The organism is Lacticaseibacillus paracasei subsp. paracasei, from assembly GCF_000829035.1.
GTDB classification, from domain to species: domain Bacteria; phylum Bacillota; class Bacilli; order Lactobacillales; family Lactobacillaceae; genus Lacticaseibacillus; species Lacticaseibacillus paracasei.
In genome coordinates, this window is record NZ_AP012541.1 from 2,049,645 (window position 1) to 2,066,953 (window position 17,309).

Annotated in this window: 15 protein-coding genes; 3 read left to right on the top strand and 12 right to left on the bottom strand. The window is 47.1% G+C overall.

All coding sequences use genetic code 11. The features are described 5' to 3' along the window. Positions 1-50: 50 nt before the first annotated feature. Positions 51-788 (bottom strand): amino acid ABC transporter ATP-binding protein, encoded by a 738-nt coding sequence (locus LBPC_RS10165; protein ID WP_003566570.1) that lies wholly within the window; start codon positions 786-788, stop codon positions 51-53. A 501-nt stretch (positions 789-1,289) separates the two neighbouring features. Between LBPC_RS10165 and LBPC_RS10170 the strand changes: the two genes are divergently transcribed. Next, on the top strand, positions 1,290-2,534 hold the full coding sequence (locus LBPC_RS10170; protein ID WP_041091558.1) for an ISL3 family transposase: 1,245 nt from the start codon (positions 1,290-1,292) through the stop codon (positions 2,532-2,534). A 140-nt stretch (positions 2,535-2,674) separates the two neighbouring features. Here the strand turns inward: LBPC_RS10170 and LBPC_RS10175 are convergent, their stop codons facing one another. The 3 genes from LBPC_RS10175 to LBPC_RS10185 form a co-directional block, all read right to left on the bottom strand. Beyond that, a complete protein-coding gene (locus tag LBPC_RS10175) occupies positions 2,675-3,661 on the bottom strand; it encodes a DUF6681 family protein (RefSeq protein ID WP_003599329.1) in 987 nt (328 codons plus the stop codon). Between the two features lie 20 nt (positions 3,662-3,681). Further along, entirely contained in the window at positions 3,682-4,122 is a 441-nt protein-coding gene (locus LBPC_RS10180) for a hypothetical protein (protein WP_003566574.1), read from the bottom strand. A gap of 291 nt (positions 4,123-4,413) precedes the next feature. Continuing rightward, on the bottom strand, positions 4,414-4,860 hold the full coding sequence (locus LBPC_RS10185) for a Fur family transcriptional regulator (protein WP_003566577.1): 447 nt from the start codon (positions 4,858-4,860) through the stop codon (positions 4,414-4,416). 108 nt (positions 4,861-4,968) lie between these two features. Here LBPC_RS10185 and LBPC_RS10190 point away from each other — a divergent pair, with 108 nt between their 5' ends. After that, entirely contained in the window at positions 4,969-5,082 is a 114-nt protein-coding gene (locus LBPC_RS10190; protein ID WP_003662763.1) for a putative metal homeostasis protein, read from the top strand. A 69-nt stretch (positions 5,083-5,151) separates the two neighbouring features. Here the strand turns inward: LBPC_RS10190 and LBPC_RS10195 are convergent, their stop codons facing one another. The 6 genes from LBPC_RS10195 to LBPC_RS10220 form a co-directional block, all read right to left on the bottom strand. After that, on the bottom strand, positions 5,152-5,754 hold the full coding sequence (locus LBPC_RS10195) for a guanylate kinase (protein ID WP_003662762.1): 603 nt from the start codon (positions 5,752-5,754) through the stop codon (positions 5,152-5,154). A gap of 116 nt (positions 5,755-5,870) precedes the next feature. Beyond that, the gene (locus LBPC_RS10200; protein ID WP_003566583.1) at positions 5,871-6,278 is read right to left on the bottom strand and encodes a GNAT family N-acetyltransferase; all 408 of its coding nucleotides are present in this window, start codon (positions 6,276-6,278) and stop codon (positions 5,871-5,873) included. 106 nt (positions 6,279-6,384) lie between these two features. Beyond that, positions 6,385-7,599 (bottom strand): C40 family peptidase, encoded by a 1,215-nt coding sequence (locus tag LBPC_RS10205; protein WP_003575783.1) that lies wholly within the window; start codon positions 7,597-7,599, stop codon positions 6,385-6,387. Between the two features lie 306 nt (positions 7,600-7,905). Beyond that, positions 7,906-9,180 carry a tyrosine--tRNA ligase gene (tyrS, locus tag LBPC_RS10210; RefSeq protein ID WP_003662758.1) on the bottom strand — a complete coding sequence of 425 codons (1,275 nt, stop codon included), beginning with the start codon at positions 9,178-9,180 and terminating at the stop codon, positions 7,906-7,908. Positions 9,181-9,713: 533 nt separating this feature from the next. Next, positions 9,714-10,658 (bottom strand): cation diffusion facilitator family transporter, encoded by a 945-nt coding sequence (locus LBPC_RS10215; RefSeq protein ID WP_003662757.1) that lies wholly within the window; start codon positions 10,656-10,658, stop codon positions 9,714-9,716. Between the two features lie 175 nt (positions 10,659-10,833). Beyond that, a complete protein-coding gene (locus tag LBPC_RS10220) occupies positions 10,834-11,169 on the bottom strand; it encodes an ArsR/SmtB family transcription factor (RefSeq protein WP_003662756.1) in 336 nt (111 codons plus the stop codon). 174 nt (positions 11,170-11,343) lie between these two features. Here LBPC_RS10220 and LBPC_RS10225 point away from each other — a divergent pair, with 174 nt between their 5' ends. Then, entirely contained in the window at positions 11,344-12,273 is a 930-nt protein-coding gene (locus LBPC_RS10225) for an FAD:protein FMN transferase (protein WP_003580097.1), read from the top strand. Between the two features lie 447 nt (positions 12,274-12,720). Here LBPC_RS10225 and LBPC_RS10230 read toward each other — a convergent pair whose 3' ends face one another. Continuing rightward, positions 12,721-14,499, bottom strand: coding sequence for a glycoside hydrolase family 13 protein (locus tag LBPC_RS10230; RefSeq protein ID WP_003585259.1), 1,779 nt, complete (start codon positions 14,497-14,499; stop codon positions 12,721-12,723). Between the two features lie 249 nt (positions 14,500-14,748). Next, the gene (locus tag LBPC_RS10235) at positions 14,749-17,157 is read right to left on the bottom strand and encodes a glycogen/starch/alpha-glucan phosphorylase (protein ID WP_003662754.1); all 2,409 of its coding nucleotides are present in this window, start codon (positions 17,155-17,157) and stop codon (positions 14,749-14,751) included. Positions 17,158-17,309 lie beyond the last annotated feature (152 nt).

Genomic DNA, 17,309 nt, shown 5'->3' on the forward strand with positions numbered 1-17,309 from the left:
ATCACTTCCAAGGCCGTTTACGCGCCATTTTCACCGCCCAGCTCACGCCCTTAGTGGTTAATAATTTTACTGAGAAATTCCTTGGCCCGTGGTTCTTGAGGATCATCAAAGAATTGATCGACATTGGCCGAGTCAACCAGAATCTGGCCGTCATCCATAAAGACAATCCGATTACCGACGTGACGAGCAAAGCCCATTTCGTGAGTGACAACCACCATGGTCATGCCCTGTTCGGCAATTTTCTGCATCACATCCAGCACATCGCCGATCATTTCCGGATCCAGTGCACTGGTCGGTTCGTCAAACAAAATAGCTTTAGGTTTCATCGCCAAACTGCGGGCGATAGCTACCCGCTGTTGCTGTCCACCAGAAAGCTCACCTGGGAAACTGTCGGCTTTATTTTCGAGGCCAACCATTTTCAACAGATCATGCGCTTCCTGCTCAACTTCTTGCTTATTTCGTTTCAGAACCAAATCTGGTCCTAAGGTCACGTTTTGCAACACATTCTTATTGGCATACAGGTTAAAATGCTGGAAAACCATACCCACATTTTTGCGAATGCGGTTCATATCGGTTTTCTTGTCAGCTAGGTCAAAATCATTCACGATTAGTTGTCCAGATGTGATCCGCTCCAGCCCATTGATGCAACGAAGTAAGGTACTTTTGCCGGATCCAGACGGCCCAATGATGGTGACAACTTCACCACGATCAACTGTGAGATTGATATTCTTTAAAGCATGAAATTTACCAAAGTACTTATTAACGTCATGAAATTCGATCATTGACATGTTCGAGGACCTCCTTGGGTTCACTGATGCTTATCATGGATTTTACAGAGAAACTTAATAATGCGCAAATATTTCTTATTCATTATGACAACCTTTTTGCTTTGAAGAGCTTCTCATCGCCTTTATTTGGGACTTCTGAGCGTTCTATGAAGTTTTAAAAGGTCTTGTGATCACTGGTATCTAAAACCGCTCAGACGTCAGTAGCTACCCTTCTATGACAAATGAATCAGTCCTAAAACGTTATGATTGCCTTGCTACCATTCAAAAGGACAGTTATCTTGATTGCCTGCCGCTGGTTAATCACCTAACTCACACTCAAAAAAATCAGGCCAACGTCACTTTTGCGTTTCTAGAAAAGTAACGGGTCTACACTTTCTGGTGTTGAGAAATAATCAACACTGAACGTGTAGGCCCTTTTTGGATAACGCAAAAAGACACCTACTCAGTGTCCATGCTATGCTTGTTAGCGTCGAAACCAAAAGCAAGCGAGGTTATGAGTAAATGTCCCAATACGATCCTACACTGTCCGTCCTTGGAATACCAGACCATAATATCAAAGTTGCCTTTGTTCGTCATGAATATCGCGGCAACGGGGTACGTCGCCGCCAGTATCATGTGATTGATGCCGAGCTGACTTACCGGTTAACCCGGTGCCCACTGTGTGGCTTTGAGGCCTTGCACCCTAACGGGTTTTATACGGCCCACGTGCGCGTCCTCAATGGGGTTGAAATGCCGACAGTCATTGACTTGCACAAGCAACGATGGCGCTGTCATAACTGTTACCACACAGTCAGTGCCAAGACGCCACTCGTGCAACCCAACCACACGATCGCCACTCACATGACAGAGCGAATCATGAAGTTAGCGCATGAACGGTTGCCAGTCAAAACCATCGCCCGTATTATCGGAATCTCAGCTTCCTCGGTTCAACGGATCATTGACCAAAATCTCAAACTCCGACCGGCTCGCCGGCTGCCCACGCGACTCTGCTTTGATGAGTTCCTTTCCACTCATGGCATGATGTCGTTTATCTGTCTTGATGCCGATTCACATCGTCTGATTGCCTTGCTTGGTGACCGATTCAACCGCACGATTAAAAACTTCTTCATCGCTCATTATTCACTCGCTGAACGCACTCGGGTCCAGACGGTCACCATGGACATGAATGCAGCTTATCAGACGATTATTCATGAGGTTTTCCCCAAGGCCCAAGTCGTCATTGATCGGTTCTATATCATTCAACTTGCGGCTCGTGCCCTTGATCAGGTACGCGTCCAAGCGCTCAAACAGCTTGATGACAAACACAGCCGTCCTTATAAGATCATGAAGACAAACTGGCGGCTTTTTCATCAAACTGCGCCTGACGCTAAACACAAACAGTTCCTGTTTGGTTTGAATGAATACGTCACGCAACAGGAGGCCATCGATATCGCACTTGATACTGAGCCCAAGCTCAAGCAAACCTACGAGACCTACTTAGCGCTTCATGATGCCTTGATGGTGAAGAAACATCCCACGGAACTGGCAAACCTGTTAGCTACTTACGAGCCAAACGGTACGGCAATGGACATGACGATCGCGACGCTTAAGCGACACAAAGTCGCTGTTCTCGCCGCTGTCACCAGCCCTTATTCCAACGGTCCGATCGAAGGGGTTAACCGCCTCATCAAGTCACTCAAACGATCCTGTTTTGGCTTCAAGAATCAGCTGAACTTCTTCAAACGAATCTACCAAATCACGGCATAACATGACAAAGACGGCTCCCCAAATGGAGAACCGCCTCAAATGATAAATTTATTCTTCAACACCAGTTGACGTAGAGCCAAAGTAACGTCGTCCTGACTGTAGCCTTTTTTCAATTGATGGCACAACTATTTCATAACAGTTTATTCATCGTGGCGATGCCGTCTGCTTTCGCGAGTCGGCAAGGGCTTGGATGCAGCCTGCGAGGTTGACGGGGCTGGCTCATTGGTCATCTTAGCAGTTTCGCGTTGGCTTTCGCGCGTTGTGTGTCGTGAGTCCAAAGGCTCCGCCTCATGCTCAGGCTGCCGATCACCAGTAGTTGCCTTGTCCTGATACGCCAACTGCACGGTTAAACTGTAAGGTTGCGCTTCCTTGCGTAAGCCGCTTCGACCCAGCAGCTTCTGTTCACCACCGATCAAAAAGACATTCGCAACCACAAGATGATAGTCACGCTGCGCCGCTTCGACCGGCAACAAACCGACCCGATCAACGGTGGCCAGTGGCTTGGCCATTAAGGCATTCAAGCCGCCCGTGATGACAAGCTTACTGTCTAGGTGCTGTAGATCAAAGAATGGCAACGGGAACGGTGCGCCAATCGCCAGAACCGGTTGTTGCGTCTCCTGTGCCACACGACCAACGGCTTTGTCATCTAGTCCTTGATAATTCAAACTCAGCACACCTTGTTTAACGAGGCTATCGACAAGCGTATCCAAATTGGCTTGCTGTTCCTCCGTCATGGTGACATCGGCCGTCAGCAATTGATCTTGTGAAAAAACGCCTTGAGCCGGTGCTGCACCCAATTGTGTGCGCAATTCATTTTCGACAGCGGTTTTTTTGGCAGCGTTACTGCCAAGCCATTTTTCAACCTTGGGTGAAATGTCAAACTTCGTTGTCTTATTTGTAAAATAATATAAGAAGTTCAAGCCAATAAAATACAAAAAGACAACAAATGCAAGCATAAACAGTGCGCCGCGAATGCGAAAGTCCGGATAGCGCAGGTTTTGAATCGCCACATATAGTAAATAGAAGTTGGCAATGAGTGCCACCCACGTGAAGGCTTTCCCCTTGGGTTTGTCGGCAACGTTAAAATAGCCCAACACGCGGTTGATAATATCAATAACAGTTAACATGATCTCATCCTTTCCGCGAGTTACTGACCGCCAGAGCCGGTTGTGTCTGTTTCTTGTCCATTTTGATTATTATTCTGCTGACTAGGTGTTGTTGAGCTTGTTGAGGCAGAAGCAGACGGGGTTGACGTTGTGTCTGAGCTGCTTGGTTCCTGAGTTGAAGCAGCCGAACTCACGGTGCTGTTATCATCATTTTGATCTTGATTGCTGGTTTCAGCCTGCGATTGGCTAGCCTCTGGTTGCCGCGACGCCGAAGCTTGACTCGGTGCAACATGTGACGACGCGGACTGACCAGCGCGCGAGGCAGATTCTGATTTTATTTTTGATACCAATTCACTTTGCTCAGTCGCCGATTTTGGTTGGTTCACCGGATTGATCGTGTTCACAATGTTATATGCACTAATCAAAACAATGAGTGACACAATCGCAGTCGGTGGTAATAATGGCGGGGTACGATAAGCCATGAAGCCAGCTCCTTTCATCCATCGTTTAATTGTACCTCAATAACTAGATGATACCATTTAAGTTCTTGCTAAGATGACAAGTTTGCCATTTCCGGAGTCTTTAAATGGTGGTCATGTCTGCCCTGATAACACGCTCCCATTCAAAGATGGAAGAAGCCGACAACGTACACCTAAACGTCTTCCACCTCAACTCATTCGGGGCGCATTCCGCTGACGCCCTGTCTTCAAAGCGCTGCCGCCTGCGTTCATAAAAAAAGCACATACATCAACATGTACATGCTCGCCTGTCGCTTAGGCATTTTTAAGGCGGTCTGCGTGTTGCTGGCATTCCGCACACAGCCCATAAAGTTCAAAATTATGACTTTGAATTTTTGCACCCGGCACTTGTTTCTCGAAGTAATTGAGTGGACACATTTTCAACTCGATCACTTTCCCGCAATTTGTACAAATAAAGTGGTGGTGATGCGGATGCTGGAAATCACACTGTAATTTCACAACAATCTGATCATCTTGCATCCGGCTTTCAACAATGCCCATCTCAATAAATGATTTGACATTTCGATAAATAGTATCGTGAGAGACTCCCGGAAATTGGGTACGCATATAACGATCCAGTATCGTCACCGCCGTGTAGCGATGCTGATTCCTGCCGAGATAATCAACCATCGATTCACGCTGCTTGGTCACGCGATAACCGTGCTGTTTCAATTCTTCTAATGCAATCGTTGTGTTATCCATGCGAACTCCTTTAGCTTGACACTTTGATTAATGGCGTGTAGACTATTAAATCGTATTGATTACGATTAATCAATCATTAGTGTACCACGCAAAACAGGAGGAAGCAATATGGCAGAAAAAGCTGACTACGCATCCGCAGCACGGCGGTTGAAGAGTAAAAACCCGAAAACCCGTTCACGGGCAAAACGCGTGATTAAAGCCGTTAAGAAACCAGTCAAGTAATTTTATCGCATTATTCAAACAACATGTAGCAAGGCGCGAGCACCGGTGATCATCACCGTGGCTCGCGCCTTATTTTTCTTCTAAATCGATGCGGGCAAGGCCGCAACTTTTCAAAGCCAAGGTTTTCATAAATTGATCCACTTGCTCGCGCGCCTCATCCCAACTGTCATTTTTGATCACAGTGGCAAACGGCTTTAGTTCGTCTGGCAAGGTTAAATCGCGTTTATATTCCGGACTTTTCAACCGCGCAGCAACCATGGCAGGATCATCGCCACGGCTCAACAACCGATCTTTTAATACCGTTGGGTTATCAATTGTTAAAAATAAGACCACGACCTCCTTTGGCAACTCACGCACATAGGTAATGGCACCTTTTGTGTCTAGAACAATACTAAGGAAGGGATGCTTGGTCCAGTTTTTTTCAAGCGATTCATGGGAGGAACCGTACTCATAACCAGCATAAGTGACTTTTTCGATAAAATGTTTGGTCGCAAAACTCGCCGGTGTTTCGAAATAGTAATCGACCCCATTCTTTTCCCCTGTGCGCGCCGGACGGGTGGTGTGCGTCATCACGCGGTGGATGCGATAATTATCGCGGAGATAACCACTCACCGTCGTTTTGCCAGTCCCTGTTGCCCCAGTGATCACAATCAACTTATGCGCAGCTTTCATGATCAGCCTCCTCTTAAATGATTGCCTCGATTGTACCAAATCAGCGCGGATTAGTCAGCTTGAAAACAGGTTGATTGATTCGGTTTATCAATAACGCTGTTACCAACTAAGAATGGCTAATGCTGATCATGATAAAAAGCAATCACGCCCATTTGTTGACTCTCCACAAACCCAGCGGCTTTATAAAAGCTTCGCGTTTTCGGATCATCGTCCGTCAATAAAACCCGTTGCCGCACTTCAGGGAACCGCGCCAGCAAAGCTTCTATTAATTGTTTGCCGATACCTCGACGCTGATATTCTGGCAAAACCAACAGATCCTGAATAAAAAGAATGGTTTCGCCGTCACCGACTGCTCGGATTAAGCCAACTAACTGTTTGCCCTCATACGCACCTAACACCATCAATGAATGGGTCAGTGCCCGTTCAAGTCGCGCAGGATCGCGGGTATACATGCTCCAACCGACACTTTTATAAAGTGCCAAAACCTCGGGCATAGTTGGTTTTTGATCAGTAATTGTCACCATGGCGTGTGTCCCCCTTTATAAAAGAATGTTTTGCTTAGAGTAGAAAAAAAGATCGATCACGCTTGATCGACCTTTCAAATACTATTGCAGGATGTGAACGATATTTTTACAGACGACGACCGAAGCTTGGTGCGAAGTATGCCATGCTCTGAATCGTAACGTTTTGACCAGGAGCTGGTGCGTGAAGATATTGGCCACCGCCAATGTAAATACCAACGTGGTAAGCACTACCAACGCCGCCCCAGAAGACCAAGTCACCGGCCTTTAAGTCAGAAACGGAAACGTATGAGCCAAGCGTACTTTGAGCTTGCGAAGTCCGTGGCAAGCTGATCCCAGCTTCTTTAGCTGCATAGTAGATCAAACCTGAGCAGTCAAAGCCTGATGGTGAAGTGCCGCCATAAACGTACGGAACACCGATATACTTAGCGGCGTTGCTGGCAATACTGCCACCGGAAACTGAAACCGAGCTGGTGTTTGAAGCAGGTGCTTGTGAAGCGCTGGCGCTTGAAGAAGCACTGGTGGTGCTGGTATTGGTGCTGGTGTTAACGCTACTTGATGCTGCACTGCTTGAGGCGGTGCTGGTTGAAGAAGCAGATGGTGTTGCGGCAACAGCAGCGGTTGCTGCGGCAGCTTTAGCAGCATCTTCGCTGGCAGCCAACTGAGCCAACTTATCTTTGTTAGCTTCAAGCGTTTGCTGTAAATCGGATGCAGATTTTTCAGCATCACTCTTTAAGCTTTCGATTTTAGCCTTGTCGCTTTCCAACTGGCTCTTTGTCGCAACAAGTGTTTCTTGCTTGGCTTCTTGTTCCGTTTGCAGGGTCTTAACTTTGGCCTGTGAGTCCTTAACCGCCTGCAATGCTTCTGCACTGGCTTGGCTAAGTTTGTTGACCGTCAGTGAACGACCAACAAGATCTGTAAGGCTGTTTGAATTCAAAACAAAGTCAAAATAGATATTGCCTGTAACTGAATTACCAACCTGCTTTTGCAATGAAATCAATTGTTCCTTCAGATTGTCTTTACGCTTGCCGACTTCGACTTGCGCCTTAACAATTTGTTGGTTGTAAGAGGCAATTTTAGCCTGACTAGCACTAATTTTTTCTTCAGCATTCTTAATGTCTAATGCTTTGTTAGAAACATCATTGCTCAACTTCGCGGTTTTTTCATTTGCCGTTTGGATTTGCTTGAGCAAGGCATCATTCTTGGCAGTCAAACTAGACTTATCGTCATCAGCTTTAACTGTTGTGGCAGCCACCCCTGAAACCCCAACCCCAGCCAATGTTGCAACTGTGATAAAGCCTGTAACTAATTGCTTTAATTTCATCTTTATCGTCACTCCTGCTTTCGTTTTGTTCACAACTGCTACATTAACACTGGACTGTTACAGTCTCGTTACAGCATGTTTACTATCAGAATACTTTCTTCAACATATTGTCATGGTCAAATATAAGGAAGTTCATAAGAACTTTTTATTTCGGTTATTTTCAAGAAGAAAAGGAGAGTCGAAGGTACCAAAAAAGGCCTGTGATAAACGTTTGTTTTATCACAGGCCTAAATCACCAGTCGTCATTTTTATTAACTGTTATTGTTTAATAGTAAATTGGCTATACCAATCATGCGACTTAAAGGGTTACTTTGCCGCCTTGATATCGACTAAAAAGTACCGCTTTTTACCACGCCGAACGATGACATATTGGCCATCAAAATGAGTGCTCGGATCAACCTCGAAATCGAGCTCCCGCTGACGTGTACCGTTGATCGTGATCGCACCATTTTGAATGTCTTCGCGGGCTCGACGGCGGCTTGGTTCGATTTTGGTAGTGTCGACTAACCAAGTCACAATGTTTTCTGCGGTCTCCGGTGCCTCAACTGTTGGAAACTGCTTGAAACCCTGCTTGATATCATCAGCGCTCAGCTCAGCGACATCACCGGAAAAAAGGGCAGCACTGATATTTTCGGCCTGATCAACCGCTTTTTGACCGTGGACAAACTTTGTCACCGCACGCGCCAATTCACGCTGTGCTTCACGTTTTTCCGGATGTGTCTTAGTTGCTTCAACCAATTCGGCAATAGCATCGCGCGACAAGAACGTGAAGAACTTGAGGAACTTCTCGACGTCGGCATCATCCTGATTGAACCAGAACTGATAGAACTCGTAAGGTGACGTCTTCTCCGGATCAAGCCAAACGGCGCCGCCAGCAGACTTACCGAACTTGGTACCGTCAGCCTTCAACATCAATGGATTGGTTAGACCGTAAGCACGGGCTTCTGGTCCCTCGATGCGATGAATCAAATCGATCCCAGCCGTAATATTGCCCCACTGATCGGCCCCGCCAATTTGCAATTGAACATCTTCGTGTTTGAACAAGTGCAGGAAATCGACCGACTGCAGAATCTGATACGTGAATTCCGTGTACGAGATGCCGTTTTCCAAACGACTGGCGACGACTTCTTTATTTAGCATACTGTTAACGGAAAAAAGCTTGCCATAATCCCGCAGAAAATCAAGCATGGATAATTTCGATAACCAATCATAATTATCGACAATCCGAAAATCATCGGTTCCGAATAGGTTCTCCATTTGGGCGGTCAATTTCTTTTTATTTGCAGCAATCGTGTCCATGGTTTGCAAGACCCGCTCGGAATTACGCCCGGATGGATCGCCAATCGAGCCAGTGCCCCCACCAATGACAATCACGGGACGATGGCCCAGAAGTTGAAACCGTTTGAGAATCATGAACGGAATCAAATGGCCAACATGTAGTGAATCGCCAGTCGGATCGGTGCCACAGTATACACTGACTGCTTTTTCCTCAGTCAGTTTCCGCAGACCATCTTCATCGGTTAATTGATTCAACGCCCCACGCCACTTTAATTCGTCTAAAATTTTGCCTCTGTCTGTCATGTTACTTGTTCCTCCCTAAACACATTTGCTGGCACAGCAACCGCTGTATAAGCGCCTTGGGGCTATTATGGCCAAAAGGCGCTTACATTTAACTTTTAAGCACGCCAGTTCACGCTCTTGACTAAAATTTGTCTTTGCCAGAATTTACCGCTACCTGTGAGCTGAGATGCAGGATGGCAACGTCTAGATCGTTGGTCAAGGTCATTCACAATGGCATAAAAAAAGCCCCTGATCTTCAACGATCAGGGACGATTTTCACCGCGGTACCACCCACATTATGCTTTGCATCACTCTAATGGATATCGGCATGACCCGTTAACCAGGCTTTCATTGAGGTGTAATTCGTGATCAAAGGCGGAACGGTTTGCAGCAACCACCGTTTTTCTTAGACCTGCCTAGGACCACTACTGCGGCTCATCTGGTGACTTTATGGTTTAGATCTTAACACATGTAGGCGAACGGTTCTATTCTTTTTGGACATTCTTCCGGAGTTCGCGCTAACGACGCAGTACTTCTGAAGTGCGCCTAACTTTTCACTTTTGCGGGTCCTGTGGTGCTTCTTTTGGATCTCGATCGGCTGGATAGGCTTTGACGTCAGCGTCTAGAATATCGTATTCATCCATGAGCCTGCGTTCGACGCGCTCTCCTAGATCATAGGAATCGGCTACGGTCATATTGGGATTGACACGAATACCGATGGTTAGCAAGACAGCATCGCCTGCATATCGTGCTTCAATACTTTGAACGCCTTTGACACCTGGGACTGCACTGATTGTTTGGCGGTAGGCAGCAATTTTTTTGGTGTCGAATCCATCTGTTAATTCAAAAATGGATTCTCGCAGGATAGTCCAAGCCGCATATAAAATCAAACAACCAACGGCCACAGCTGCGCCACCATCCAGCCAAAGCCAGCCAGCTTTGGCACCTAAGATGGCGAGTAACGTGCCACCGCTGGTCACAGCGTCGGCAAAGCTATCCTTGGCCGCCGCTCGCAAAACACTGCTGTCCAATTGCTTCGCCCTAATATGGTTAATCAGTGAAACGGTGCCCATTGCCAATCCTGCCGCTAAGCTAACATAAACCGCAAGTTCTCCGGGAACCTGCAGCTTACCTTGATACCAAGCTTGCAGACCGTGATAACCGTCAATGACAACATCTAGACCGACGACGAGCATGATTAAGCCAGAAAAGAGTGTTGCGATGGTTTGAAAGCGCCAGTGGCCAAATCGGTGTTCACTGTCAGGCCGTTGTTGGGAAATCTGCAAACCCCAAAGTAAAATCAGCGCAGAGGCCACACCAGTCAGGTTATTCAACCCATCCGCAGCCAATGCCCGAGAATGCGCTAACTGCGCGATCCACAATTCTACCACGGTCAACCCGCCATATACAATCAGATTCAGTGCAGCAGCATGCTGGGCACTTTTCAGGCGGGCAAACCGGCGTTGTTCATCTTTTAAAATATTTCGACCAGCATCCATGCGACATCCTCCTGACTAAATTAATTTGTTTATTAAAGACTATTATAATTCAAATAACGCACCGGTGACTGGTTATAACTTTACAAAATGATAGCGAGAGCGCTTTCTTACAAAATTTTTCATAACAATAAAAAAAAGCCCAGCAATAGCCGGGTTTTATCAAGCATCGTTCATATCAGCCGTTTTCGTTTTGCCGCTTCAAAGCGCTTGTCAATCGTTCCAATCGAGCAATGGTGTCATGTAAGGTCAGATAATAATAAACCATATTGCCTTCGCGGCGTGAGCCAACCATGCCAATGTCTTTGAGATGCTTCAGATGGTGCGAGGTCGCTGGCTGTGACAAACCGATAGCATCAGCCAAGTCGTTGACTTTTAAGCCTGTATCATTGTCTGCCGTTCCCAAAATCATAATCAATTTTTGTCGACTTGAATTCGATAACGCATTGAGATGTCCAATATCTTGCTTAAACTCTTTTAAAGCCTCTTGTTGCGCAGAGCTATATGCCGCCATTATGATGGCCTCCTTATAAACGCGTTTACGATTGCAGAAACTTGCGTCTTTAGAACACGGTATGCATCAAATTTCACTCATAACGAATATTACCTGAAATCGTAACGATTGCAACCAATATGCAAACCGTTCATACTGAATGCATGTCAATCGATTATTTTTGGAGGTGCCAATATGACCACGACGACCACTTTTCATGGTTTGGGTGCGGATAACACGCTTACCGTTTATGCAGATGGTGCTAATGAACTATTGAATCAAAGCATCAGCATGATTAATGCTTATGCCCATTTATTATCGCTGTATGATGAAGCATCCCTGCTGACTTTGATCAACAAGCAGGCCGGCAAAGAACCGGTTCACATTCCGGTTCGCCCTGTGTTCAATCTGATTGCTCAAGCGATCGCCTGGAGCAAACGCGGATTAGGTTACAACGCCTTAATCGGCCCGATCGTCAAACTTTGGCGCATCGGTTTCGATGATGCCCATGTTCCGACTGCCGAAGAAGTCACTGCCGCGCTTGCTTTGACAGATCCCGATCTTGTCGAGCTTGATTCAGAAAATCAAACTGTTTTTCTGACCAAACCCGGCATGGCCCTTGATCTTGGCGGTATCGCCAAAGGTTTCATTGTCGATCAAGTCTATGATCTTTGGGACAAAACCGGCGTTGAAGGTGGGTTGATTGACTTAGGTGGTAATCAGCGGCTCGTCGGTAATGCAGCCAGCGGCGTACCGTTATGGCAGTGGCCAATCACTGACCCGCGGACACCGGGAAAACGCAGTATCGCCACCTTGACAACCACCCCTAAAGCCGTCGTGACGACTGGTATTTATGAGCGGCACTCAGAGATCAACGGCAAAGAATATCACCATTTGCTTGATCCTAACACAGGCTATCCCGTCGAATCAGACATGGCCAGCATTACCGTCGTGGCCGATAGTGGCCTGATCGGAGACGTGTTATCTTCCATCGGTTTTTATGCTGGCATCCCTGCCGGTTACGATGCCGTTGAAGCCGAGGGTGAGGAAGCCATCTTCGTTACTAAAGATACCCGCGTTTACCAAACCAGCGGCCTGCGCGAAACCTTGGCCGTCACCATGTAAACCTTAGCCACCGTTGTCTTCAGACATAATAGTTTGGGACATCACTCATAATCATCAAAAAGGCAAACAAATTCCACTGTAAAGCGGAAACTGTTTGCCTTTTCTTATTGTAATCTATTGGAATTTTAAAGATATTAGTGCCAAGGCGGAGCAATCGTAGGCCAGATGGGGCTCAGCCGTGCAAACAACACAGCGACCGGGCTTTGTCACTGATGTTGTTAGGCGACTTCGAGACCGGTTTTTGGGCTCGAAGCGCCGTCACAGCGTTCCAGCCCCGTCTGGCCGGAGATTGCGGAGTTTGGCACGGCATGAGACTCTTTGGCCTAGACCTTACCCCCCGATTATTCAGAATCTAATAAATCACAAACCCAATACGACAATTATGCCCCATTATTTTATGCCAAAATGCTATAACAAATCACAGCATTCATAACAATAACATAAGCGTTAAATCTGCTGCCAAATCACACCGCCTGCCGGTACCATCGTGCCTACTGGCAATAAAGCGCGCAAACTTTTTGGCACTAATTCAGCATGCGGATCCTGTAACACTTGCGGTGATCCAGTTGGATTGGCCAGAACTACCAGCGTTTGGGTATCATTTTGGCGGACGAAGCCAAAACTGTCTTCAAACGTAAATGGGAAAAAAGCGGCACCTGCAGCCAAGGCTGGCTGATCAATGCGGGTCTGAAGCGCGATTTGATAAATATCCAAAACAGCCTGATCTTCATGGCCCCACGGATAAAAGGCGCGGTTATCCGGGTCTTTACCGCCAGTTAACCCGGCCTCATCCCCGTAGTAAAGGCACGGCACCCCAGGCAGCCAGTAAAATAGCGAGACGATAAACTGCAACTTACGCCGATCACCATCCAACATCGTTAAAATCCGTGGTGTATCATGACTGCCAATGTTGTTGAAATTGAACGCAAACGCATTTGTTGGATAATTCTCTTTCAACGTCATCAATTGACGCACAAATCCTGCCGCGTTTAACTGCCCATTTGTCAGGTCAATCAACATGGATCGCAGCGGATAATTCATGACTGCATTCAATTCGCCGCCTTCAAAATATTGCCGCCGCTTGCCATAAGCCTGTTTATTGGAGGCATCCTCCCAGACTTCGCCGATCAGCACCCGCTCCGGAAATTGATCAAGCGTGCTGCGAATCTGCCGGATAAAATCGTCCATCAATTCATCGGCAACATCCAAGCGCCACCCATCAACGCCTAAGTCAGTCCAATAACTGATCACCGAACCTTTTTTAGCCGCAATGAAGTCATGAAAGTCTTGATTATCCTTATTAATGGCTGGCAGATCCTTCACGCCCCACCAGCTATTGTAGTCATCAGGAAATCGCTTGAATGAAAACCACGAGGCATATGGGGAATCCAAGCTATTGGCCGCACCCACGTCTGAATATTCATTGACGGCATTGAAGTAGCGGCTATCAGCGCCAACGTGGTTAAACACGCCATCCAGAATGACATGCATCCCCAACTGATGCGCTGCCGCCAAAAACTGCTTAAAGTCATGCAGCGAACCTAAAACTTCATCAATTGCGAAATAATCGCCGGTGTCATACCGATGATTGCTCCGCGCCTGAAAAATTGGACTTAAATATAAGGCGTTGATGCCACGGGCTGCCAATAATGGCAGCTTTTGTTGAATGCCAGTCAGATTACCGCCGTAAAAATCCCAGCGAATGATCTCGCCATCGTTCCCGCGAATATACATGGGCCGATCGGTTTTTCGCCCATACAGAAAAGAGTTTTCCTTCGGAGCATTCACGTGACCGTCAGCATTCCCATTATTGAAGCGATCTACGAAGATATGATAAAAACGGGCATTTTGATACCACGCCGGAACGGGATCAAATGCGGTCACAACGGTCATCTGATAATTAACCACATCCACATTTTCCGGGTAAAGCTGACCAAGCCCGCCAAAGCCACCGCCGACTGCCCCAAAGCGTTCTCGGCCATTGTCGCTTTGCAACTCAAAATGATAAAACCAAAGACCGGCATTAGGAGGCGTAAACGTCACTGTGTAGCCGTTAGGGCTTTTCGTCATCGGCAAGGATTGCGTTTGATCGCAATGTTCGTCTGGCATGATGACAAGTGTGGCTTGTGTCACCGCACCATCAGCCTGTGCCGTCAATGTCACAGCCGTGCCTTTTTGCACCGCGCCAAAAGGTCGGCGATCGGTAAATGAATCAAATTGAAACATTGTGTTCCTCCATGTGTCATGTACACGAAACGTTCTCAAAACCGATAAATGAACCTTCATTAATCACGCAACCGATAGCTGGATTGATAACAATGAGCGCCAAGGCATGCTGATCAGATGCCATTCTAAATCGAGTGTTTCCGATAAGTCCGAGCTGGCGTCGCGGCGATTCAGGCTGATGACTGCGCGGCCAACTTTCTGCATGTTATCTAAAAAACAATCATCAAAAGTAGCCTCGGTATGACCTCTTTAAGCCTCGTGATCATCTTCTGGTGTCTTTGCCACCACATGCCAAATCTCGCGACCATAGCGTTGAACCGTAAAGTCAGCCGAGAATCGGCCACTTTCGGCAATATTAGCCAACGCCTTTTTGGCCCAAATGCGCGGTTGTTGATAAAGCTTATCCAGTCTTTCGTTCGCAGCCAGATAACTTTCAAAATCGGCCAACACGAAGTATTCATCGTTGTAAGTCAACAACGAATTGAAAATGTCACGACCTTCTGTTTCAATCCCCGGGATCTGCCCATTGACCAGCATATCCAGTGCGGCGTGCAAGCGTGGATCTTGATCGTAAAAGTCGCGAGCATGATAATCGCCACGCTGGTAATAACCGGCAATTTCTTCCTCTGTCAACCCAAAAATCTCAACGTTGTCATCACCCACGGCATCCTTGATCTCGATATTTGCGCCATCAAGTGTCGCCAAGGTCAAGGCACCGGCACTCATCAGCTTCATGTTACTGGTGCCGCTGGCTTCCTTACCGGCTGTGGAAATTTGTTCAGAAATATCGGCCGCAGGAATAATCTTTTCAGCCATGGTGACACCATAATTCGGCAAGAAAACAACTTGCAAGTACTTGCTTACTTCTGGATCACCGTTGACCAAATCGGCAACTGCATTCATAACCTTAATGATTTCCTTGGCATAAACGTAACTTGGCGCAGCTTTAGCGCCAAAAATGTGCAAACGCTTTGGTCGTTTTTCGCCACGTTTGATCGCCAAGTAAGCATCAAGAATCCCTAAGACATGCAATAATTGCCGTTTATACGCGTGCAGGCGTTTGATCTGCACATCAAAAATGGCATCAGGATCAACTTTGACGTGCACAACTTGATCAATATACTTCGCCAATGCTCGTTTATTTTCGGCCTTAGCAGCATTCAGGTCGTCGAGAAAACGGGTATCATCGGCGAAATTATGCAACTGCCGCAATGCCAACGGGTTTTTCCGCCAAGTTGTCCCAATTTTTTTATCCAAAAGGTGGGAAAGCGGTCGATCGCCAATTTGAATCCAACGCCGCGGCGTGATGCCGTTTGTCTTGTTATTGAACCGTTCTGGAAAGATTTGATACAAGTCATGCAGGACGTCTTTTTTAAGCAACTCACTATGAATTGGGGCCACGCCATTGATCGCATGGGAACCAATTGATGCGAGATAGGCCATCCGCACCTGTCCGTTACCAAGCGGCGCAATCCGATCAATCATTGCTTGACCAAATTGCGGCACGAAAACCAGCCGGAAGCGGCGATCGATTTCCTGAATGATTTGATAGATTCGCGGTACCATGCCGCTGAACATATCAATTGGCCAAACTTCCAGCGCCTCTGACAACAACGTATGGTTCGTGTAGCTCATCACCTTGAGCGTAATGCGCCAAGCTTCGTCCCAGCTAACATGCTCATCATCCATTAACACCCGCATCAGCTCCGGAATTGCCATTGCCGGATGGGTATCATTGATATGAATGGCAACGCGATCTGCAAACCCGGCCATGCTGTTATGGGTACGGCGATAATGGCGGACGATGCTTTGAATCCCAGCACTGGTAAAGAAGTACTCCTGCCGCAATCGCAGCTGCTTGCCGGATGCATCGGAATCGTCAGGATAAAGAATCTGTGTAATCTGATTGATCCGTTCTTTTTGTTCCAACGTAAAATCGGTGCCGGCATTGATCGGTGCTTCAGCAGACCACAGACGCAGGTTATTCACCACCTGATTGTGGTACCCCACCATGGCCACATCGTATGGTACAGCCAATACATCGTCAGTATTGTGATAGATCACCCGCAGATTGCCGCTACGACTTGGGCGTAACTCAACCCAGCCGCCGAATTTAACCGTGACTGCGCGATTTTCTTTACGAGTCTCCCATGCAAAGCCATTCCGCATCCAATCATCTGGCAGCTCCACTTGATACCCGTTGACAAAGGCCTGCTTAAACAGCCCGTACTGGTAGCGAATACCATTGCCGTTACCAGCCATGCCGACACTAGCCATGGCATCCATAAACGCTGATGCCAACCGACCTAAACCACCATTGCCTAAACCTGGATCTGCTTCAGCATCAAAAATTTTCTGTGGTCGCAGTCCCAACTCATTCAACCCTGCTTCAACTTCACTCAGGATGCCAAGATTTAGCAAATTCGACTGCAGCAGTCGGCCTGGCAAAAACTCAATTGAAAAGTAGAAGACCTGTTTTGTCTCCTCCTGATCGTAACGTTTCTTGGTCTCGGCCCAAGGTTGGCCAATATATGACCGCGTTAATAGTGCCAACGCCTGATAAAGCTGTTGGGTGGACAGGTCATCGAGCGGTGCTGCATACAGCTTCAAAGCAATATCTTTGAATTCTGTAATGAATTGTTCCTTTGTTAATGACATAAACACACCTCACCAAATTAAATACAGCAACTTTTAAACACACCGCACCCCGGGAGTGACACCATGTCGTCGTACCCACGGCGACTCCAAAACGAGCCGAAACTCATTTTGATAAACAAAACGAGGTCGGATCGGGTCACCTTGCCAGCCGG